Here is a 20905-nt window from a genome sequence, read left to right on the forward strand (position 1 = left end):
CAGCACATACAACATAAAAATAGGGAAAATTTGACAAAAAAATAAGCCTAAAATAAGGCTTTAAGAAGTTTTTGGGTAATGGGAAGTGTCGAACTCCCGATAATTGACAATGAAAAGGGTGTAAAAATCAATATTTCATTTTTACACTCTTTTTTATAGTTCAACCGGATAGAACAACTTTTAAACCTGCTTTGGATAAGGAATGCAGAGAATCAGGCATTTCCGGGGTCAGCATCGCGATCGGCGGGACGGTATTCCTCTCGGTGGAAAACAGGGCGCTGGGCGCGCTTTTATTCACCGTTGGGCTGTTTGCTGTTTGTACTTTCGGCTTCAACTATTTTATTCTTGACACATTTCATGATCCATTGCTATAATGCTCTTACATATCAGGGAAAACAATGTCTTTATATCTTCATTTATTCATTGATACAATTCTTGATTTTATCAATTGAGTTCCCAGTATGGACATCACAATTAAAGAAGGAATTGACCGTATAAAATGTACACAGGTCTGATCTCAACATTTATATGTACAGGTTATTCGGGCGCAGTTTCTAGTACAGCATTGCGTAATTAATGGTGAATACTGCACCTGCTATTTCTGCCAGCACTGCGTTGTCGTCAATCAACGATGCCACCGCATCGCCTCTTTCCTCCGCCTTGTCCTGACAAAAATATCAGGCGCATTATTTACCATTATATACGCAATGCTGTACCAGGTATTCCGTATCACATTGGAAGAAATGCCGGCTGCCGTAATGCAGAGCAGACCATATCACAGAATAGCTCTTTGATAAATTCTACGGATTTGTGTCAGAAAGCACTTGCATTTTCTCTCCAATGTCATACAATTGAAAGGAGAACAAATGAAAAGAAAACTGGAAGAATTAAACTTATTGGACGATTTTTTGTTCGGAAGCGTACTTTCCTATCCGGACATCGGAGAAGAGTTCTGCAGGAAGATTTTGAAGATCCTGCTCCATGTGGAGATGGACAGGGTGCATATCGTTCCGCAGAAGGTTTATTACGGCTCGGATACCGACAAGCACGGTACACGGCTTGATGTCTTTATCGAAGAGGACGGAGAGACAGGAACCATCTACGATGTGGAGCCGGACAAAAATGACGACAGCGAACTAAAGCATGCATTGCCCAGGCGGGTCCGATTTTACCATTCCAAGATTGACGGGCGGAGCCTGAAATCAGGGGATGATTACTCCAAGCTAAAGCAGGTGATCGTGTTGATGATCATGCCCTATGATCCTTTTGGGAAGGACAGGGTTCTTTACACAATAAGGAGCAAGTGTGAGGAGGAGCCGGATATGGACTATGACGACGGCGCGGCGACCTGTTTCTTTTACACAAAGGGAAAGGTTGGGGAATTATCGGAGGAAGCGCGTCAGCTTCTCTGCTATATGGAAGACTCCTGCGAGGGCAATGCAAAAAGCGGATTGCTGAAAGATATTCACCGCATGGTGGAGACAGTCCGGCAAGATGAGGAGGTGTCTTTAAAGTATATGAAGGTCTATGAACGAGAGCGGATGATTGAACGCCGTGGGGAGGCAAGAGGAGAAGCAAGAGGTGAGGCAAGAGGAGAAACAAAAGGCGAGATGAAAGGAGAGGTGAAGATTGTCCGGAATATGTCGAAGTCTATGAAGCAGGATCAGATATCGGTGTCTTCGGGACTGGAGCCGGAATATATCGAAGAGATTCTCACATATATCCGGGACTATCCGAAGGAAACGGATAAGGAGATTGCTGTCAGGATACTTGCCGCCAGGAAAAAAGAAAAATAAAAGGCATATTTCACATATGCTGATAAGGACAACAACTGTGTGATCAAGGATGACTTCCAGATGGTAGAGGAAGAGATCAGGAAGGCGGACGCGGTCATTGTAACGGCTTCGGTATACGTACTGCAGCCGGTAGGCAAGTTCAAGAACCTGGTGGACCGCTTCTCCTGCTGTCATGACGTGCCCGCCATCAACTGGGTAATTCTACGGACCGAAAGGTAACGGCACCTGTCAGGTTTGCCACCAGAACCTGCTGACAGTCAACGGAACGACGACCGTAGAATGTCCGATCTGCGGCATCGAAGGCAAGATTTCCATTGACGGAGACAAGCTCCATGTAGAATTTTCCGAGGCGCAGCAGGCACGGGCAAGAGGAATCTTTGCGGGGCTTCGGGAGCACACCACAGAGATCCAGGGCTTCGGCGCGATCTGCGGACCGAAGATCATGGCAAATAAAGAGCTGCTGGACAAGCAGATGGACCGGATTAAGAATTTTGGCAAGTATATCAACGAATAATTGACAATGAAAAGGGTGTAAAAATCAATATTTCATTTTTACACTCTTTTTTATAGTTCAACCGGATAGAACAACTTTTAAGCCTGCTTTGGATAAGGAATGTAGAGAATCAGGCATTTTGGCAGTATAATATAAAAGGAAAAGATGGCTGGCTTTTTTCAACCTGGAGAGCAGGCGAAGCCGGCTTTTTGGAACAGTGTCAATTTTACCGGCTCAGAGACAAAGGAGGAGAAGCATGATTATAGAAACAAAGTACGGAAAAATGGAAGGTGTTGACAAGGGCAGCTATATTGAATACCGGGGCGTGCCTTACGCAAAGCCGCCAGTGGGAGACCTGCGCTGGCGGGCGCCCCAGGAGCCGGATGCCTGGGACGGCATTTACCGGGCCGTGGATTTTAAAAATCGCTGTGTCCAGGAGGATCATCTGGCTCCGCCTTATGATCAGGATTTTTACAGCAATCCGGATTTCGCCCGGCCCGACGATGAGGACTGCCTGTATCTGCAGATTTGGGTGCCAAAATCCGGACGAAAGCATGTGGAAGGAACCATATCAGGAATTCATAAAAATGAAGCGGACTCCCCGGAAACGGCAGAGCGTCCCAGGCAGAAAAAGCTTCCGGTTGCGTTCTGGATCCACGGCGGCGCATTCCTGGGCGGCTTTTCCAGCGAGCTGGAATTTGACGGAAAGGCATACTGCGACCGGGGCGTGATCCTGGTCAGCGTGGAATACCGCTGCAACATCTTCGGATTCTTTGCGCATCCCTGGCTGAGCGCTGAAAATGAACGCGGCATCTCCGGAAATTACGGCATTCTCGATCAGATCGCCGCACTGAAATGGGTCTACGAAAATATCGGAGCATTCGGCGGCGACCGCGGCAATATCACGATCTTTGGTCAGAGCGCGGGAGCCATGAGCGTACAGACCCTTGTCTCCACGGAGCTGACCGGCGGCATGATCGCAAAAGCCATCCTGCAGAGCGGCGGTTCCTACGGCGGCGGACTGCACCGGGACATTCCGCTGAAAGAACAGGAGCAGTACGGAGAGCTCTTTGCTGAAATCCTGCACGCTGACAGCCTGGAAGAGCTGCGCGCAAAGACAACGGAGGAAATCCGGTCGGCAACGGGAAAACTGATGGAAAAGGCAATGCCCATCGCAAAGGGCCTGTTCCTTGCGCCTACCCTGGACTGGTATGTGCTGGATGGAGAGTATTACGAGCTGATGGACGCGGGGAAGATCAAGGACATTCCCTATCTGCTGGGGACCACCAGGGATGATATCCTGGTCACACCGGAAATGAAGGAGAAGGGGGAATTTTCCGCACTGTACCAGGGCTGCATCGCTTTCAGCCAGAAGCTGGAGGAGCTGGGGAGAAACCCGGCTTATGTGTATTACTTTACCCGAAACCTTCCGGGAGACGATTTCGGAGCATGGCATTCCAGTGAGCTGTGGTACATGTTCGGCACACTGGACCGCTGCTGGCGTCCGTGGGAGGAACGGGACCGGGAGCTGAGCTCCCGGATGCTGGATTACTGGACGGACTTCATGAAGACCGGCGATCCAAACGGCGCAGGGAAGCAGGTCTGGAAGCCGTGTACCAGGGAGGATCCGGAAGTATTCGAGCTATGCTGACTTGGAAAAGGCAAATGAAGTGATAAAGAACTGTCTGAAAATAACCTGTGCGATCCGCGCAAGTGATTTCCAGACAGTTTCCGGTCACAGAACTCAAAAAAACAGCAGGAACCGAAGATCATTTTTCGTGTCCCTGCTGTCTCTTTTTGATATCATCGTATGCGGAAAGGCTGCCGGCGGCAGGCTTTCTGTACTCCTTGCCATTGCCGTCCATGAGATTATTTCCTCGAAGACGGTACATAATACTGTCCGCTCATTGCTGCCAGTCCCGCGCAGATTATCTCCGCGTTCTCTGCCCAATATTTCTTGAATGCGCGGATGATCGCGTTTCCGATATTTGCGTTTGCCTCAAACATATAATTGATCTGTTCTGCTGTCATATTCATATTCATATACATAATCATTCTCTCCTTTTTGGTTGATGTTGTTTGTTTCCTTGCTACGTGTATTATCATATCACTGTCAGAAATAAGTTTTTAGATGACTTTTTGACAAATGATTAGGTTAAAATTGACATTCTTCATTATGCATTTCCGATGATGCTTTTTCGGCGGCAAATTCCTGGGTATGGTCTGATTGAAGCCTTCGGCCTATATGACTGCGTTTTATATTGCAGGACTTCTTATTCTATTCAATCGACGTAGCCACCGCTACGCCTTATTCCTCCGCCTTGCATATGAAATTAAACCTTTACAGGATAAAAACGCAGGGCTATAATGGAATCAGAAGGAAATGGATGAGCCTTTTCGGAAATACGATATCTGGGAAATGAAAAAGCAGATGCGGAAGAATACTATATGAAAAAGGTCCCAACTGTACGGTTCAAGGCTCCAGAAGAAAGGAAACAAAAGAGATGGAAACAATCGGCATTATCGAAGACGATGAACTGCTTGCGCAGGCGCTGGCTATCGCTCTCCGAAAGGAGGGCTACCAGACTTTGTCCGCCGTGAACTGCAGGGAGGGCAGGCATTTGCTGGAAAAAAATCCGGACCTGCTGCTGATCGACATCAATTTGCCCGACGGCGACGGGATCAGCTTCTGCCGGGACATGCGCAGATATCAGGATATTCCGGCTATCTTCCTGACCGGGCAGGACGAAGAGGAGGACATGCTGGGAGCGTTCACCGCAGGAGCAGACGACTACGTGGTGAAACCATTTCCCATGCGTGTTCTGACCAAACGGATCCAGGCCGTTTTGTTCCGGTGCGGAGAGAAAAAAGAGGCGTTTCTGTATCGGGGGCTTGCAATCGAATTTGCCCGCAAGCGGGTCACCCGAGGCGGAGAAGAGATTCCGCTGACGATGAAGGAATACCGCCTGCTGGAATATCTGGCCAGGAACAAGGGACAGCTCCTCACCAAAAATCAGATCCTGGAGCAGGTGTGGGATGTGGACGGCACGTTCGTAGGAGAAAACACGGTCAGCATGACGGTCACCCGCCTGCGCAGGAAGATCGAGCCGGATGCCGCGAATCCGGTGTATATCAAAAATGTATTCGGACAGGGATATGTCTTTGGGGAATAAAACAGGTGAGTATCAGCGATTCAGAATGGCAGATGCCGCTATTAGGAACAGGCCGTAATTATGAAAAAATTCCACCTGCAACCGTACAGGCGGGAAAGAATGAAGAAAAAGGACGGAAATAAAAAATGGCAGTATGGTGTATGATCACGGCGGCGCTGGTAGCTTTAAGTACCGGCGCCGTCTGGTACGGACAGGGAAAATACAGGGAAAGGGAGCTGGCGGAGATCTCTTCCATGCTGGAATGCGTTCTGGACGGCAGGGAGTTTCCGGAGTATGTGCCCTGCCGGGAAACGCTTTCCTCCAAGATACAGCATCAGCTCTCCCGCCTGCGGCGCATGACGAAGGGATATCATGCGCGTCTGGAACAGGACCGGGATTCCATCAAAAATCTCATCACGGAGATCGCGCACCAGATGCGGACGCCGCTTACCAATATCGAGACCTATCTGGACTTTTTACAGGATCCGGATCTGAGCGGGACCGAACGGGAAAGCTATCTGAAAGCGGCGTCGCTTTCAGAAAAGAAGATCCATTTCCTTGCGGAGAGCTTTATCCGGATGTCCAGGTTGGAGCACCGGATCATCCGCATCCGCCGCGATGACACCGATCTTTTGCTGACCCTTGAGGAAGCGGCGGACCAGGTACGGAGAAAGGCTCAGGAGCAGGGCCTTCGGATCCGCACTGATTTTCCGGAAAAGCTGCTCCACCCCCATGACGCGGACTGGCTGGGGGAGGCTGTCTTCAACCTGCTGGACAATGCGGTAAAGTACTCCCTTCCGGCGGCGGACAGGGCAGCCGGGAATGCCGGGGAGAACTTCCAGGAAGCAGGAAGCCGGACCGGGGAAAAGAATGAGATCGCATTCCATACGGATCAGAGCGAAAAAGATGTAATGCCCTCCTGCGCGGAACAGACCGAAGAAAATGAGATCCTGCTGGGCGCCCGGCAGAATGAAATATTCGTGCGGATCTGGGTCAGCGACCATGGGATCGGGATTGAAGAGGGGGACGAGTCAAAGGTCTTCCAGCGCTTTTACAGAGGAAGCAACGCAAAGAAAACAGAAGGCTTTGGACTGGGGCTCTACCTGACAAGAGAGATCGTCCTTCTTCACAACGGATTTGTAAAGCTGAAACGGCAGAAGGATGGAACCTGCGTGGAGATCTATCTGGAAAGATATTCTGCCTAAAATATTTCCAGGGAATACAATCCTTGTGTGGAATACAGCTGTAGAATAGCCTGTGGAGCTTGAAAAATATACTGTAATATAAGCAATCAGTGCGATAAAAAAGAGTGCTTAGCGCTCTTTTTTATATGTAAAGAAATTTTTGATTTGTTAGTAATTTGTTAGATTTCCCTTTTATACTAAAAGCAGTGTACAGAGTAATCCCAGGAAGGAACAGGAACCAGAAACGGTTGAGTTCTTAATCGGCCGCGGACCATAGTGCATCCAGCGAAGGAAAGGGAGCCTCTTACACGGATGACTGCAGACAGGAGGGATTTTAAGCGATGGAGATCGTAAGAACAGAGGGACTGAAAAAATATTTTGTGAACGGAGACTATGAGGTCCGGGCCTTGGACGGCGTGGACATTTCCATTGAGGAAGGGGAATTTGTGGCGCTGGTAGGCAGCTCCGGCTCGGGAAAGAGCACGCTTTTAAACATGCTGGGCGGCCTGGATACGCCTACAAAAGGGGACGTACTGATCCGCAGGCAGAGCCTGAAAACGATGAAGAGGGATGAAAAGACCATTTTCCGGAGACGCAATATCGGGTTTGTATTCCAGCAGTTCAACCTGGTGCCGGTGTTAAATGTCTATGAAAACATCATCCTGCCCCTGCGTCTGGACGGCCTGACACCGGATGAAGCATTTTTAAAGCAGATCGTTCAGACATTGAACATTGAGGAAAAAATGGGGCAGATGCCTTCCACACTTTCCGGCGGCCAGCAGCAGAGGGCGGCCATCGCAAGGGCTCTGAGTGTAAAGCCCGCCATCATCCTGGCCGACGAGCCCACCGGAAACCTGGACTCCCGGGCCAGCATGGAGGTGGCAGGGCTTTTAAAAACCTGCGCGGTCCATTTCAACCAGACGGTCATCCTGGTGACTCACGATGAGGAAGTGGCCCAGATGGCGGACCGGATCCTTCCTATAGAGGACGGGAAGATCATGATGCGGGAAGGGAGGGGCTGAGATGCGGATTTTCGGAAGAAACACTCCCAACAACAACCAGAGCGCGGTCAGGCTTTTGGCAAAGGCATATCGGCGGAGCGGCAGGGGGAGGAATCTCCTTCTGGCAGGAACGTCTGCCCTTGGAATCGTGGTATTGTGCACGGTATTCAGTATCGCGTTCGGAAAGATAGAGGCAGACTATCTGCAGTCGGCCAGAACCTCCGGCACCGTAGCGTCTACCATCCTGGAACGGGGAACCATGGAGCAGTACCATGCGATCCGGGAACTGGATTATATCGAAGATGTAGGCAGAGAAGTGGATGCGGGCACAATCCGGCAGGGGGAAGCTTTTTGGGCCTGTCTGACAGTGTTGGATGAAACGGCATGGGAGAAAATGACGGTGCCTGCGTATACCCATATCCAGGGAAGCTATCCCCGGAAGGAAGGGGAACTGATGCTCCCGGTAAGGGCGCTGGAAGCACTGCGCATTACCCGGCCGGAAATCGGGATGGAGATCCCCCTGTCCGCGGAACTGGACTCCGGGAAGAGGCAGGACACGGTATTTACCCTGTGCGGGTGGTATCGGGATTATGTGGATCCGGCAGTGTACCCGCCGATCGGATATGTCAGTGAAGCGCAGCTGGAGCAATGGGGAGGAAGCCTGGAAGAGCCGGATGTCCTGCTGATCAGCCAGAAAAATACCATGGACGGTTATGAGACGGAAGCGCGGCTTTATGAGGATGTTCAGGTCAGGGACAGGGTACAGCAGTTCCATGGCGGAAACCGCCTGCTCTATTTCATCATGGATGATTTTGTGGGAGGCTTTCGGATGGCGGCTATTTGCGGGGGGCTTGTCCTGCTGGGCGTTTTTTTCCTGATCTATAATATCTTCGGAATTTCCATCCAGAAAGAAATCCGTCAGATCGGACTTCTGGATACCCTGGGCACCACGCAAAAGCAGATCTGCGCAATGTATCTTCGGCAGACCGCGGCAACGGTCCTGCAGGGAGCGATGCTTGGCACGGCACTGTCCGCGGCGGTGGTCCTGTTCGCGGTTCCCCGGGCGCTGGGGAACCTGTACCTCTATAATTACGGAAAATCCGCGGAGCTGATGGTATTTCGGTCCGAACTGCTCGGGACAGCCGTGCTGTTTACTGTGGCCGTCATCTTCGGGGCGGCGGCATACACCATTGTCCGGGCGGCAGGCATGACTCCGTTGGAGGCGCTTCATTTCACAGGGATGACGGAAAAAAGGAAGGGAAGCAGGAAAACAGCGGAAACAAAAAGAGACAAGGGCAAAGAGCGGCAGAAACAAAAGGAGCAAAGCCAAAAGCAGCAGAAACAGAAGCAGGCGCAAAAACCAAAAAAGTATCTCCATACAGCCTTCCAGAAGCCGGTGCTCTATCTGGCATGGCAGAACGTGTTCCGGTATAAAAAACGGTTTTTCCTGACCGTACTGTCTCTGTTTCTGGGAGTTGTCACGGCGCTGGGAGCAGTCGTCCTGACAAAGGGGACGGACCAGACTTACGCCATTGAAAAGAACAGGGATTTTAAGATCGGCGGCACTATTATGGGAACCGTGGCCACGGTGGACGGCGTGGAGATCTCGAACCAGGATGATGAGTTTGAACTGATCACACCGGAGACAAAGGAGCGTCTTCTGGCCATTCAGGGGATGCGCAGGGAGAGCGCGGATATTATAAGAGGGGGCTATCTCTTTATGGACCGGACGGCAGAGGCGGTAAAGCCTTTGGCGGAAGCCTACGGATACGGAACCCATGAAGAAGGGGGAGAAGCGGACATGGAAGAAGAGGAGCCGGGGCTGCCGGATTCCTGGACATATTTCTTTGTTCAGATCGTGGATGAGGAGTATATGCAGGAGCTGGAAGCCTATGTGAAGGAAAATCATCTGAAAGCGGATCTCGAAAGCCTGCGGAACGGAACCGGAGCCATCCTGCTCCATTACCATGCGCTGTCTCCAACCTTAAGTGAAGAGGCCGATGAAAAAACAGGGCTTCCCCTGACCTTCTGGCAGTTTCCCTCCAGGGAGGAACGGACGGAGGCCTGGAACACTATGGACCTGGCCGGTTTTGAAAACTGGCGCCGGGAGAACTGCGATATCGTACAGCTGGAAGCGGCCGGATTCCTGAATATAAGGGCAAAGGGATTTCCGAAGCCGCAGATGTATTTTACCAGTTCGGTCATGTGGTATGCGCTTGTCAGCGAGGAGGGCTTCCAAAGGCTTGGCACCCAAGAAAAAATGTATGGCATGGAGATGGATGTGGAGCGTGCTCATGAGCCGGCGGCCAAAGCGGCGGTCCAGAAGATCATTCAGGATGAGAACCGCAGGGATCCAAGCCTGTACCTGCGTGTATATTGTAAATCCGATGAACTGGCCAGCAGTCAGAGCTATATCCGGACCAACCGAATCATCCTGGGGGCGCTCAGCCTGGTATTGATCCTGATGGGCTTTCTGAATTACCTGAATGTGATCGTCACAGGCATCCTTTCCCGGCAGAGGGAGCTGGCGGTGATGGAGAGCGTGGGGATGACAGGAAGGCAGATCCAGCGGATGCTGGCGGCAGAAGGCGCTGTCTACTGCGGGATTGTAGGGGCTTTGGTGTCCACCGCGGGAAGCGGGATCCTGTATCTGCTTAAGCTGTATATGGAACACAGGATCACATACTTCAAGTTCCTTTATCCCGGAGCCGCGGCAGGGGGGATTCTGGCTCTGATCTTCCTGGCCTGCCTCAGCGTTCCCCTGATCCTGTATGGGCATCTAGAAAAAAGGAGCCTGACCCGGAGGACGGCGGAGGAGTGATCGGCGGATCTTTCCGGGACGGAATCATCTGGCAGCGCTTCGGCCATGACATCCGAATGCGGTATCATGGCCGTTCATAAGATGCAGGGAGCTGCGGGAAAATCACTACCGCGCTGCCGCTAACCGACCGTATGCGCGATATAGGTCAGATGGTCGCCCAGCCGTTCCAGATTGGACACCAGATTGATATACACGCTGCTGCATTCCGGCCTGCATTCACCGGAATGCAGCCGTTCCATGTGCCGGTTCAAAAGCTTTTTCCGGAAGGCGTCGATCTCCTGCTCCGTCTGGTCGATCCGCACAAGCAGCTCCAGGTCCTTTTCCAGGATCAGTCGTTTGGTCAGTTCATACATCTCCTCGACCCGGAGCACCATGGCGCCGATCTCTTCCTTGACCGTGCCGGAAAAATGAAGGTCATGCCGGATGGTCCTCTGGGTATATTTTGTAAAATTATCCGCAATCTCCGCAATCCTCATGATATCTCCCACATTGTTGTGGAGGGTCGAGATATTTTCCTCATCGGACAGCTTGCTCTGGGCGGACAGACGGATCAGATAATTTACGATGGCATGATAAATGCCGCCTGCCTGGTTGATCTTTTCCAGGCTGGGTTCGATCAGGCTCTTATCCTTTTTCTCAAAGGAACGGTATGCGGTTCGAAACGCGTCCATCGCGGTATCCGACAGCAGGACCATTTCTTTTTCCAGCTGGGAAATGGCGATGGAAGCGGAGGAGAGCATCCTTTCGTCCAGGTAGGTTACCGCGGTTTCGGTCTTCTTTTCCTGGATCAATAATTCCGATATTTTTACAAATATATTGCAGAACGGCAGAAACAGCATGGTACACGTCACATTGAAAAAGGTGTGGAACATGGCGATCTCTGTCGCCGCGGATTCGAACCAGGCGCGGAAGGTGGCATTCATAAAGTCCGGCCAGCACATCAGCAGGATGAAAAAGAAGACCGAGCCGAAGGTGTTGAACATCAGGTGGATCAGCCCCGCCCGCTTCGCGTTTGCCCCGGATGTAAGGGAGGACATCAGGGCGGTCACGCAGGAGCCGATATTGGTACCCAGGATAATATACAGGACTTCATTTCCTCCGGTTCCGATCGTCAGCCCGGCTACCGACATGGCGATGATCACCGAGGTCGTCGCGGAACTGGACTGGACCAGAGCCGTGAGGAAGATTCCGATCCCAAACAGCAGGAACGGGTTCGTCACCGTCTCAAATATCGTCTGTATGGCGTCCCGGTTGACCTTCATCGCGTCCGACATCAGGGACAGGCCGATGAAGATCAATCCCAGGCCGGATAATATAAACCCGGTCTTCTGCAGGCTGTCACTTTTGCAGACCATGGTCATCATCATACCGATAAATACGCAGAGCTGTATATATGTAGTAACAGGAAATGCGCTCAGCGCGGCAATCTGAGCCGTGATGGTGGTTCCGATGTTGGCGCCCATGATCATGGCCGCGGCCTGGTGCAGGTTCATGATCCCCACATTGACAAACCCCACGATCAGCACGGTCGTTACGCCGGAGCTCTGGATCAGGGCCGTAGTGGCGGCTCCGATCCCTACATTGACAAGCCGCCTGTCGGCCGTCTTTTCGAACAGATCCTTGATCTTTCCTGTGGCAAGCTGTTCGATATTGGCCGTGAGCAGGTGTACCCCGACCAAAAATACGCCTGTACCGGCAAGCAGCCGGACTGCAAACATGATCAATTCTCCAAATGTCATCTTCATTTCCTCCGTATATATGTTCTCCACCGCCCCAAACCGTACAACGGAATGGCCGGCTCCTCCTTTAGATACCTGTCATATCCAGAAAGACTGCCGGAAGCAGTTCTCTGGATGCTTTCACGGCAAAGCGCAAAAAAGCGAGACAATGCCGTTTTGATACAGCAAAGTCTCGCTATTTCATCACAGAGCTGGATTCGGAAATCGTATTGACGGCTAAGTAAACACAGGATCCTGTGCAAGCTACTCCCTTTGACGCATATAGTATATAAGTTTTCGGCGGGGTTGTCAATCTGTCTTTCGCGCAAATATCTTTTTATAAAATGAACAGTCTAAGATACAGATGAGAAAAACGACATAATACATAAAAATATAAGTTGAGACTTAGGAAAGACGATGATAATATAAAAACATAAAAGGATGCCATCAAAGTAATAACGGGTATTCGCGGATGCGGGCGGATATGGGACATATCCTGGAAAATGTAGTTTACCTGGAGCTGCTGAGAAGAGGCTATGAAGTGTATATCGGAAAAGCGGGGAACGCGGAAATCGACTTTGTCGCGATCGGTGAAGAGGGAGAAGAGTATTACCAGGTCGCTCTGACCGTTTTAGAGGAAAGCATATTGGAACGGGAACTTGCCCTCTGGAAAGTATCTGCGACCACAATCCCAAGTACCTGCTGACTATGGATTGTACGCCGCTGACATCCCATAATGGGATCAAACAGTGGAATGTGCTGGAGTGGCTGAGGAAAGAATGAGACTGACGATCTTCATAAATATAAATCTGCAGGAAAATGACCGATACAGATTCGAAGGCGGCAGATTGCGGAGATGAATTTTCAAACACGCTCTAAGCTGTAAAAAGGAGGAGATGAAACAATGCCGGCATTTTTAAAGGACTTATCAAAATTTTACGGAACCGGGGAGCGCAACCAGGCAGGACAGACGTTGGAGGAATTTTTAGAGGGCTACGACCCTTATAAATACCGGACTCCAAGCTGCACGGCGGATGCCGTGATCTTTTCCTGTGCGGAACCCCTGACCAGGGAGCTTCGGGGCATCCGGCTCCTGCTGGTGAAGCGGAGCAATCATCCAAGTATCGGATATTGGGCGCTGCCCGGCGGTTTTGTGGATATGGAGGAGAACCTGGAGGAATCCGCAAAACGGGAATTGCTGGAAGAGACGGGGATCAGCGGCCTGCCCATGGAGCAGATCGGGGCCTATGGGAATTATGACCGGGATCCCCGGACCCGTGTGATCACTACGGCATACATGGCGCTTGTACAGGGGAAGGAGTTAAAAGCCCGGGCCGGGGATGATGCGGCAGACGCGGTGTGGTGCGAATTAGAGTTGGAAAAAATAGCGGACGGCGGGGCGGTTGATCCGGAAGCAAAGCGGCAGCAGGCAGAGGAAGGAGGAGACTCTGGTACGGATGCTTCCCGGAACGGTGGGCAGCAGGGACAGGAGACCGAGATCACGACCTACCGGCTTTCTGTGAAAAACCAGGAAAAGGGTCTGGATACCTGCGCGCTGGTAGAACGCAAGAGGCGCTCGGGGCTGATCCGGGAAGAGTCATTTACGGTAAAGGACTGCGGACGGATCGCGGTGGACCATGCGGCGATCATTGTCCAGGCGCTGACGATCCTGCAGGAGCGGTGCGGGTGATATGTGGAGTAGAAATTGGTTACTGTGAATAGTAATGAAATTGTTCGTAAGTGCATAAAAAGGTCTGGACAATCTATGTCTTGAAAAATGGTTGAAATATAGTACAATATAGTTACACGTCATACGTATATTCTGATTCGAAAAGCAGGAGGTCAGATTGCCATGGAATCGAACGAAGATTCTATTAAAATTTTGGAAATGCGGATTCGGCAGCAAATGAATGTTTCCTTACAGAAGAACATGAAACCGGAAAATGTAAAATACTATATGCCATCAGCAGAGATTTCGAAGCCTGTCATGCCGATATCCGATGTGCCGAAGCCTGTCACGCCGTTACCCGATGTGCCGAAGCCTGTCATGCCGATATCCGATGTGCCGGAGTCTGTATCGCAGGCAGCAGAGGTGAATCCGCCTGCCGACGCGGAGTACATAGACAGGGCGGTCGGGGTGCCGCCCATGCCGGAATTCGAGCATATAGAAATTCCGGAGTCAAAAGAGAGTCAGCATGCGAAGGCATTGATCGGCTATGAGACATCCCGGTCACTGGACCGGAATGGAACTTTTCGCATGGAAGACATGCATTTTCTGGACGCGAAGGGATAGGAGGAACAGGGCAATTCCCAAAATTAATGAAAAGAATGAAAACAAGATGTATCCGTTATTTCCATGCGGTTCCTTACAGCGAGATCTCAGCCCGCACCCCCATTTCCGTATTCTGCACGGTGAGAGACAGACGATGCAGGGCGCAGATTTTCCGGGTGAGATACAGACCCACCCCTAAGTGCTTTTCCTCATCTCCGAAATGCCTCTGCCCGCTGTAGAACATTTCAAACACATGGGGCAGATCCGCTTCCGGAATATGCTCCCCGGTATTTTCCATACTGCACCGGTCTTTGCCGACGATGATCCGGATCGTTCCGCTTTCTGTATTGTAGGAAATTGCGTTGGACAGCAGGTTCCAGATTGCCTTTTCCAGGTATTTCCGGTCGCCGGTTACATGAAATTCCTCCTCCGCCTGATACAATACCAGAAGCTTTTTGCCGGAAATGACATCATCCAGCTTTTCCAGCTGTGTCTGGATCAGATCATTGAGGCAGACCGGTTCTTTTTTCAGAACCAGCTTTTCCGAATCCAGCCGGGACACATAGATCATTTCCGCGGCCAGGCCGTCCATCTCTTCTGTCTTAAGGATGATCTGGTCCAGATAATGATCCCGCTTTACCTGTACCGTGTCCTCCTTTAAGTTTTCCGCATAGCCGCGGATCGCACACAGGGGCGTTTTCAGCTCATGGGCGATGGCATTGGTGAAATCCCGGCGGTTTTCCTCCAGGGCATCCCGCCGGAGGTTGGTCCGGTGGATCGCAAAGGCTAAGACACCTGCGCATACCAGCATACAGGCAAAGCCCAGCAGATAGAAGTATCTCATATAGTCCATGGCGGCAAGCCAGGGATGGCAGTCCACAGCCGCAACCAGATAATATCTGCCCGCAAGCCTGTCATCCTGGGGAATGAAGATTTCAGAGACCTTTTTTGTCTGCGGCTGGAAAGGCGGGAGCGAGTCAGCAGACGCATAGTACTGGGGCAGTGTATAGAACAGGTCTTTGTCCAGCTTCAGGTTCTGTAGAAAGGAATTTTCCTGCCAGGAAAGCCAGCGGTCATATCCGGAGGAGAGATAAGGAAAAAGGTAGTTAGGGTAACACTCCAGCTCAAAAAAGTAATTTTGTGGGATCCCGGAAATATCAATATCCGGATTTGTCCATGACCAGACGATCATGCTGTGATCCCAGATGTCGTTTGAAAAAAGGATTAATTCATCCTGTTCCGGGTGTGTCTGGCTGTCAGCAGATACTTCGGAGCTGTTTTTTTCTTTCTGCTCTTTGTTCCAGTTCATTTCCTGCACTATGATCTGAACCGGCACGTCGCTTCCTCTCTCGAATGCCATAGTGATACGATAGTCTATAGAGTTATATTCAGGCGGGGATCCTCCTCTTTTAGGAGAAATATTCCATTTGGCTTGAAGGCTTGTGAGCTGCTGTTTTCCATAATATGCCAGTTCCTTGAGTGCTTCCTGACTGAGATAATTCTCTATAGGAGAATAGCTCTGGGCCAGATTGGTATCCGGATACACAAGGCCGACCAGATTCTGGCTTTGTGAAAGTAAGGCCTTCTCCTCGTTAAACAGCGCGAAGGAGCACTGGAAATGGACATTGTTCGTCGTTGTCATAGAGCATAGAACATAGTCATAGCGTTGGATGGCTGCTTTCATGTTTCCATTTGCCAGCCATGCGTTGTCTCTTTCAGCCCCAAGTATCGTTTCTTCCGTTTCATGGATTACGGCGTTAAAATCTGTTTCAAACCGTTCCATAAATGTTTCTTTGATCAAAAATGTAGCGATCCCCATCAGCACCAGATACAAGGCCAGAAATCCTGCCAGCACCGGCAGAAACGTATGGATCCATTTTTTCTTTCGTTTCATTCCGTCACCTCCAGACAATACCCGGACTTTCGGAAGGTCCGGATGCTGCATTTGCTGCGTTCCATTGCTTTTCGAAGCATCTTGATGTGGTTGTCCACGACCCGCTCATTTCCCTCAAAATCATATCCCCAGAACCGGATCAGGAGCTGCTCCCGGCTAAAGACCCGGTTAGGATTCTCCATAAAGAAAAGGAGCATCTCATATTCCCTGGGCGCCAGCGGCAGAGCGGCTCCCTGCGCCAGGATCTGCCGTTTCCTAAAATCCGCCTCCAGATCGCCCCGGCGAAGGCTTTGGAAGGGGGCCTCCCCCCGGACGCGGCTCATCAGGGACATGGATTTGGCATACAGCACCGGCAGGGAAAAAGGCTTGGTCACATAATCGTCGGCGCCCAAAGAATAGCCGTTCAGCTCGTCCTCCTCCATGACCCGGGCCGTGATGAAAATGACCGGTACGTCGCTGCGCTCCCGGATCCGCCGGCATACGGCAAATCCATTCAGCTTCGGGAGCATGACGTCCAGCAGGATCAGCTGGAAGGAGGCTTTAGTTACTTTTTCCAGGGCATCCTCCCCATTTGCGGCTTCGGTGATCTGCCAGCCCTTGCTTCCAAAATAGTCGGAAATGGTTTCGCGCAGAGCAGGATCGTCCTCTACGATCAATACATGCATTGCCATGTTTTTCACCTCGTTTCTTTCCGTTTCATTATCCTGTATACTGCGGATGACTGCAGGCCACGTCCCGGCAGGGTGTGCTCTGCAGCGCAGGCAGTTTCGGTGTTATAAAAAATAAGTGATATTGGAAAATACTGTTACAGATACTATACCATGGAAATATATACTTATTGTATACTGATACAAAGAAGTTTTTTTCTGTACGTTTTTGACGAATGGATGAGCAGGCTGGAGGCTCTTTAGAGCATCCAACCGTACAGGTGGAATTTTTCCAACTGGATAAGCGGGATAGATGAACCGGCTTTTCCCAGCGGCGGATCCGCCAGAAGGAAAAGCCGGTTCAACAGAGATTCCGAAAGATGATCATTCCCACGGATTTCCGTCCGGGGAGACACTCTGCTGTTCCCTCAGCCATTCCCGGAGGAAATACCGGAAGGATCCCTCCTCCTCCCGGGCGTGGTAGAGGTCGCCCGTCTCGCGGGTATAGCTCTGCATCAGAAAAGCGACCTCATAGGTCCGGCTGTCTTCCAGCTCAGCGCCGCCCTTTGTCACCAGGATATAGGGATAGGGTCTTCCGTCTCCGCCCAGATCATAGCCCTCCTCTGCCAGCTCTTTGGCTTCGGCTCCGGTCATGGTCAGGATAGAATATGTTCCGTCGTGTCCCGGGGAAATGGTGCTGGCCGTCTCGGCAGTGACCGTGCCCTTGTAGAGCTTTCCGCTGATGCCGGCCCCCAGCTCCCGCTCCTTATAAAAGGTAGCGGCAGGGATCATGGCCGCGTCTGCGCCCACGCTGCTTCCCAGAGCCTTTCCAGCCAGCGCCGCGGTTTCCTCAATGGTAAAGTCTGCGGTGCACTCGCACAGATTTTTGATGTCCTCATTGCCGAGCTCCCGGGCTTCCAGTTTGTCCAGGATAGTGACGCATTTCTCGGTGTCCAGTCCTTCCTCCCGGCTGAACCACCGTTTACAGACCTTTCCCATGTCATAGAGAATATTTTCCCAGTGGGTAAAAGTGACCGGGAAAATCCGGCCGTCACGCTGGGCCAGCAGCGCGTCATAAATCAGGGAATCCTCCTTGGCTGTTGCGCTTGCCAGTACGCTCAGCCTGCAGAGCGTCTGATCGGTAATGAAGGTGTCCTGCCCCTCGGGGGAGTAGAGCAGGGACAGCATCTTGAGCGCGTCCTCCAATTTTTTCTCATTGCCAGGTTCTGTCAACCGGCGGCTGATGCCGATATAGCTGACCGGCTGATAAATATAGATATTTTTACTGCCGTCCTCGCTGATATAAGGCATCATTCCCAGCTGATCGCCGTCAGGCAGCGCGGTTTTGCTGACCTCCAGCATGGAGGTGCAGAACATGGCCTGCCGGTCTCCCAGCGCCTCTGTGATCAGATCCTGAGCGCTCCGCTCCTTCGGGTCTGCGGAGTACATTCCGATATCGATGTACTGCTGGACGTAGTCCATGGTATCTTCCCATGTTCCTGCGGCGGATGCATCGCCGGACAGAAAATCCTGCTCCCACCGGATCCCGTCCGGAGTCGAGAACCAGCCGGTCTTGGCCAGGTTGAAAACCGCGGAAAAAGAGTCGTCATTGAACCGGGTCCCCACCAGTCCGGGCGCCATCCCGGCTTTTTGGATCTGGCCGCACAGCGCCTTGAGCTCGTCAAAATCAGCAGGCACCGTCCAGCCGTTCTCCTCCATCAGCGTTTGATTGTAGTAGATCCCATGCAGGGAGGTACTGACAGGCAGAAGATAGACCCCGCCGTCCACGGAGGCATCTTCCACAAACGCCGGACAGATCTCATCTATGAAATCAAAGCCGGACAGGTCTGCCAGCCGTTCACTCGCAAGCGCGGGGTCCAGGACTTGGGAAGTGACAAAAATGTCCGGGATATCGTTTCCTCGCATCTGAGCCCATTCATAGCTGGTAGGGCTGGTACCCGCATAGGTGGAAAAACCGAGACGGATCTCAGGATAAGCTTTGTCCGCCAGCTTTAGAAAGCTTTCATAGCCGGTCCGTGTGCCCCAGGTCAGATCCGGCTCACCGGTATCGTCTTTCTCGTTGGTACAGGCAGTTAACAGGAATATTGCGGCCGCGGACAGAACCGAGACGCGGCGCAGCAGTTTTGCGTTCATGAAAAAAACTCCTTTCGTGTGTCATGATAATGCCTTCAGCGGAGATTTTCATTGACTTTCCGCAAAGGAATACTATGGCAGATTTATGATTTTATCATATCATATCTGAAAGTGATTTTCAATTTTTGAAACGATTCTGAACGAAAGCAATAGAAAAGTTACTGTTCACACGGTCCCTCTGGATCATTCCTGTGTATAATGACAGTATGGAATTAGAAAGCGATTTGTATTATGAAAAATAGCTATATAAATATGTAAAACTGATAAAGGCAGCAGGAATCGAGTATCTCTATGATTCCTACTGCCTATTTTTCAGTTAATGTGTAAATATTGTCCATGGCATTATTTTCTGCCGGACGGTACATAGAACTGCCCGCTCATCATAGCCAGTCCTCCGCAGATGACTTCCGCATTCTCTTCCCAATACTTTTTGAATCCCGCGATCATCCTCTCTACCAGGTTCGCATTTGCTTCAAGCATGTATCTTGCGTCTTTCGCTGTCATATTTGTATACATAATCTGTTTCTCCTTTTCTGATTTATATTCTGTCTTACTGTCTGTTTCCCTGTGACGTGTATTATCTTATCACGGTGGGAAACAAATTTTTAGATAAATTATTGATGAAAAATTAGGGCAATATTGACATTTTTACTGGGCGGTTCCGGTAATTCACAGTATGAAACAAGCCCGGGAGGGAAATCGGCAAAAGGGCTGTTTTCTAACTTCTTTCTGATTTGAAATATAATGCAATGCCGGCTAAAGCGACAAAACATTCCGTAATTGGAAAGGACAGCCATACCCCCGTCATTTTTAATAGAAATGACAGGAAAAACGCCATAGGGATTATAATTAAAAGACCTCTTGACAGTGAAACAATTTGTGCGGGCAGGGCTTTTTCTATGGATGTAAAATATGAGGATATAATGATATTAAATCCCACAAATGGAATCGCTGTAAAATACAATTTTAACCCGGTTTCTGCAATCTGCTGCAGCTGTATATTCTGCTCACTGTTAAATATGCTGACGATTGGATTGGCAGATAATAAAAAAATAAAATAAATGCCGCAAGATATAAGCAGCATTGTTATTAAGGCATATTTCAAAATCTGTTTCTGACTTTCACGCTCACCATATCCATATACCCTGCTTAAAATGGGCTGCGTTCCCTGTGCTATCCCTGTATAAATGGAAATGACTACAAGCGACAGGTTTGCAACCACGCCATAAGCAGCCACCCCAATATTTCCCCGCAGATGCAGAATAATAGCGTTAAAAGCGATTATTACAATTCCAGAAGCCATTTCTGTGATGAAAGACGGAACACCTAAAGAAAGGATATCTCTTGTCAATCGAAATGACAGATTTATTCGTACGAAATGAAACTGGTTTTGCTTTGTGAGCCAATGCCTGGATAAAACAGTCAAACTAATAACGGGTGCTAAACTTGTAGCGAATACTGCGCCGAATATTCCCATATGAAGGGGGAATATAAATATATAATCTAAGATTATGTTTGAGAAGCTTCCAGTCAGCATACCAATCATCGATAATTTAGGATTTCCGTCATTTCTGACAAAGCAGGTCATTGTGTCATTCGCCATAAATGCCGGAGCGAATAGCAGAATAACCTGTAAATATGTTTTTGTCATATGAAAAACCTCTTTGTCAGCACCTAACCCGGATAAACCGGAAAAGTTTTTTTGCATTTCCTCCAAATTTCAAGTACAATAAAGAAAAATATTGGAGGATGTGTTCATGTTACTTACGGATA

At 50.3% G+C, this 20905-nt stretch carries 17 protein-coding genes; 10 read left to right on the plus strand and 7 right to left on the minus strand.

Annotation, left to right across the window (positions count from 1 at the left end):
- Positions 1-866: 866 nt before the first annotated feature.
- From ACTOY7_RS19500 to ACTOY7_RS19510, 3 genes are all read left to right on the plus strand, one after another.
- The gene (locus tag ACTOY7_RS19500) at positions 867-1796 is read left to right on the plus strand and encodes an Rpn family recombination-promoting nuclease/putative transposase (RefSeq protein ID WP_160285243.1); all 930 of its coding nucleotides are present in this window, start codon (positions 867-869) and stop codon (positions 1794-1796) included.
- Between the two features lie 39 nt (positions 1797-1835).
- The gene (locus ACTOY7_RS19505; RefSeq protein WP_482672336.1) at positions 1836-2015 is read left to right on the plus strand and encodes an NAD(P)H-dependent oxidoreductase; all 180 of its coding nucleotides are present in this window, start codon (positions 1836-1838) and stop codon (positions 2013-2015) included.
- Positions 2016-2545: 530 nt separating this feature from the next.
- Entirely contained in the window at positions 2546-3940 is a 1395-nt protein-coding gene (locus ACTOY7_RS19510) for a carboxylesterase/lipase family protein (RefSeq protein ID WP_482671477.1), read from the plus strand.
- Between the two features lie 218 nt (positions 3941-4158).
- Here ACTOY7_RS19510 and ACTOY7_RS19515 read toward each other — a convergent pair whose 3' ends face one another.
- Positions 4159-4338 (minus strand): hypothetical protein, encoded by a 180-nt coding sequence (locus ACTOY7_RS19515; RefSeq protein WP_300884503.1) that lies wholly within the window; start codon positions 4336-4338, stop codon positions 4159-4161.
- A 455-nt stretch (positions 4339-4793) separates the two neighbouring features.
- Here ACTOY7_RS19515 and ACTOY7_RS19520 point away from each other — a divergent pair, with 455 nt between their 5' ends.
- The 4 genes from ACTOY7_RS19520 to ACTOY7_RS19535 all read left to right on the plus strand — a co-directional run bounded on the left by ACTOY7_RS19520 (position 4794) and on the right by ACTOY7_RS19535 (position 10447).
- Positions 4794-5462 (plus strand): response regulator transcription factor, encoded by a 669-nt coding sequence (locus tag ACTOY7_RS19520; protein WP_160284104.1) that lies wholly within the window; start codon positions 4794-4796, stop codon positions 5460-5462.
- 125 nt (positions 5463-5587) lie between these two features.
- Entirely contained in the window at positions 5588-6646 is a 1059-nt protein-coding gene (locus tag ACTOY7_RS19525; protein ID WP_482671478.1) for a sensor histidine kinase, read from the plus strand.
- Between the two features lie 320 nt (positions 6647-6966).
- Positions 6967-7647, plus strand: a complete 681-nt coding sequence (locus ACTOY7_RS19530; RefSeq protein ID WP_482671479.1) for an ABC transporter ATP-binding protein — start codon at positions 6967-6969, stop codon at positions 7645-7647.
- Between the two features lies 1 nt (position 7648).
- Positions 7649-10447: an ABC transporter permease gene (locus ACTOY7_RS19535; RefSeq protein WP_482671480.1), complete on the plus strand. Its 2799-nt coding sequence runs from the start codon at positions 7649-7651 to the stop codon at positions 10445-10447.
- Between the two features lie 119 nt (positions 10448-10566).
- Here the strand turns inward: ACTOY7_RS19535 and ACTOY7_RS19540 are convergent, their stop codons facing one another.
- Entirely contained in the window at positions 10567-12186 is a 1620-nt protein-coding gene (locus tag ACTOY7_RS19540; RefSeq protein ID WP_482671481.1) for a Na/Pi cotransporter family protein, read from the minus strand.
- Positions 12187-12649: 463 nt separating this feature from the next.
- On the opposite strand from ACTOY7_RS19540, the gene ACTOY7_RS19545 reads away from it, so the two are divergent.
- The 3 genes from ACTOY7_RS19545 (at position 12650) to ACTOY7_RS19555 (ending at position 14458) form a co-directional block, all read left to right on the plus strand.
- Positions 12650-12871: a hypothetical protein gene (locus ACTOY7_RS19545; protein WP_330690746.1), complete on the plus strand. Its 222-nt coding sequence runs from the start codon at positions 12650-12652 to the stop codon at positions 12869-12871.
- A 198-nt stretch (positions 12872-13069) separates the two neighbouring features.
- Complete coding sequence (locus ACTOY7_RS19550) at positions 13070-13855, plus strand: NUDIX domain-containing protein (RefSeq protein ID WP_160284109.1); 786 nt, start codon at positions 13070-13072, stop codon at positions 13853-13855.
- A gap of 162 nt (positions 13856-14017) precedes the next feature.
- Positions 14018-14458, plus strand: a complete 441-nt coding sequence (locus ACTOY7_RS19555; RefSeq protein WP_482671482.1) for a hypothetical protein — start codon at positions 14018-14020, stop codon at positions 14456-14458.
- A 73-nt stretch (positions 14459-14531) separates the two neighbouring features.
- On the opposite strand, the gene ACTOY7_RS19560 is transcribed toward ACTOY7_RS19555, so the two are convergent.
- The 5 genes from ACTOY7_RS19560 to ACTOY7_RS19580 all read right to left on the minus strand — a co-directional run bounded on the left by ACTOY7_RS19560 (position 14532) and on the right by ACTOY7_RS19580 (position 20783).
- Entirely contained in the window at positions 14532-16331 is a 1800-nt protein-coding gene (locus tag ACTOY7_RS19560; protein WP_482671483.1) for a sensor histidine kinase, read from the minus strand.
- The gene (locus tag ACTOY7_RS19565; RefSeq protein ID WP_160284112.1) at positions 16328-17002 is read right to left on the minus strand and encodes a response regulator transcription factor; all 675 of its coding nucleotides are present in this window, start codon (positions 17000-17002) and stop codon (positions 16328-16330) included. Before ACTOY7_RS19565 ends, ACTOY7_RS19560 begins: the two co-directional genes overlap by 4 nt.
- A 360-nt stretch (positions 17003-17362) precedes the next feature.
- Positions 17363-19132, minus strand: coding sequence for an ABC transporter substrate-binding protein (locus ACTOY7_RS19570; protein WP_482671484.1), 1770 nt, complete (start codon positions 19130-19132; stop codon positions 17363-17365).
- 342 nt (positions 19133-19474) lie between these two features.
- Positions 19475-19648 (minus strand): hypothetical protein, encoded by a 174-nt coding sequence (locus ACTOY7_RS19575; protein WP_300886209.1) that lies wholly within the window; start codon positions 19646-19648, stop codon positions 19475-19477.
- A gap of 202 nt (positions 19649-19850) precedes the next feature.
- Positions 19851-20783, minus strand: a complete 933-nt coding sequence (locus ACTOY7_RS19580; protein ID WP_482671485.1) for an MATE family efflux transporter — start codon at positions 20781-20783, stop codon at positions 19851-19853.
- Between the last annotated feature and the right edge of the window lie 122 nt (positions 20784-20905).

Source organism: Schaedlerella sp. (assembly GCF_056796775.1).

Excerpts from the sequence above, each read along its gene's own strand:
- ACTOY7_RS19540 (WP_482671481.1), bottom strand. The coding sequence starts at position 12,186 with ATGACATTTGGAGAATTGATCATGTTTGCAGTCCGGCTGCTTGCCGGT.
- ACTOY7_RS19535 (WP_482671480.1), top strand. The coding sequence starts at position 7,649 with ATGCGGATTTTCGGAAGAAACACTCCCAACAACAACCAGAGCGCGGTC.
- ACTOY7_RS19570 (WP_482671484.1), bottom strand. The coding sequence starts at position 19,132 with ATGAACGCAAAACTGCTGCGCCGCGTCTCGGTTCTGTCCGCGGCCGCA.
- ACTOY7_RS19575 (WP_300886209.1), bottom strand. The coding sequence starts at position 19,648 with ATGTATACAAATATGACAGCGAAAGACGCAAGATACATGCTTGAAGCA.
- ACTOY7_RS19580 (WP_482671485.1), bottom strand. The coding sequence starts at position 20,783 with ATGACAAAAACATATTTACAGGTTATTCTGCTATTCGCTCCGGCATTT.
- ACTOY7_RS19510 (WP_482671477.1), top strand. The coding sequence starts at position 2,546 with ATGATTATAGAAACAAAGTACGGAAAAATGGAAGGTGTTGACAAGGGC.
- ACTOY7_RS19530 (WP_482671479.1), top strand. The coding sequence starts at position 6,967 with ATGGAGATCGTAAGAACAGAGGGACTGAAAAAATATTTTGTGAACGGA.
- ACTOY7_RS19555 (WP_482671482.1), top strand. The coding sequence starts at position 14,018 with ATGGAATCGAACGAAGATTCTATTAAAATTTTGGAAATGCGGATTCGG.
- ACTOY7_RS19515 (WP_300884503.1), bottom strand. The coding sequence starts at position 4,338 with ATGTATATGAATATGAATATGACAGCAGAACAGATCAATTATATGTTT.
- ACTOY7_RS19545 (WP_330690746.1), top strand. The coding sequence starts at position 12,650 with ATGGGACATATCCTGGAAAATGTAGTTTACCTGGAGCTGCTGAGAAGA.
- ACTOY7_RS19500 (WP_160285243.1), top strand. The coding sequence starts at position 867 with ATGAAAAGAAAACTGGAAGAATTAAACTTATTGGACGATTTTTTGTTC.
- ACTOY7_RS19525 (WP_482671478.1), top strand. The coding sequence starts at position 5,588 with ATGGCAGTATGGTGTATGATCACGGCGGCGCTGGTAGCTTTAAGTACC.
- ACTOY7_RS19565 (WP_160284112.1), bottom strand. The coding sequence starts at position 17,002 with ATGGCAATGCATGTATTGATCGTAGAGGACGATCCTGCTCTGCGCGAA.
- ACTOY7_RS19520 (WP_160284104.1), top strand. The coding sequence starts at position 4,794 with ATGGAAACAATCGGCATTATCGAAGACGATGAACTGCTTGCGCAGGCG.
- ACTOY7_RS19560 (WP_482671483.1), bottom strand. The coding sequence starts at position 16,331 with ATGAAACGAAAGAAAAAATGGATCCATACGTTTCTGCCGGTGCTGGCA.
- ACTOY7_RS19550 (WP_160284109.1), top strand. The coding sequence starts at position 13,070 with ATGCCGGCATTTTTAAAGGACTTATCAAAATTTTACGGAACCGGGGAG.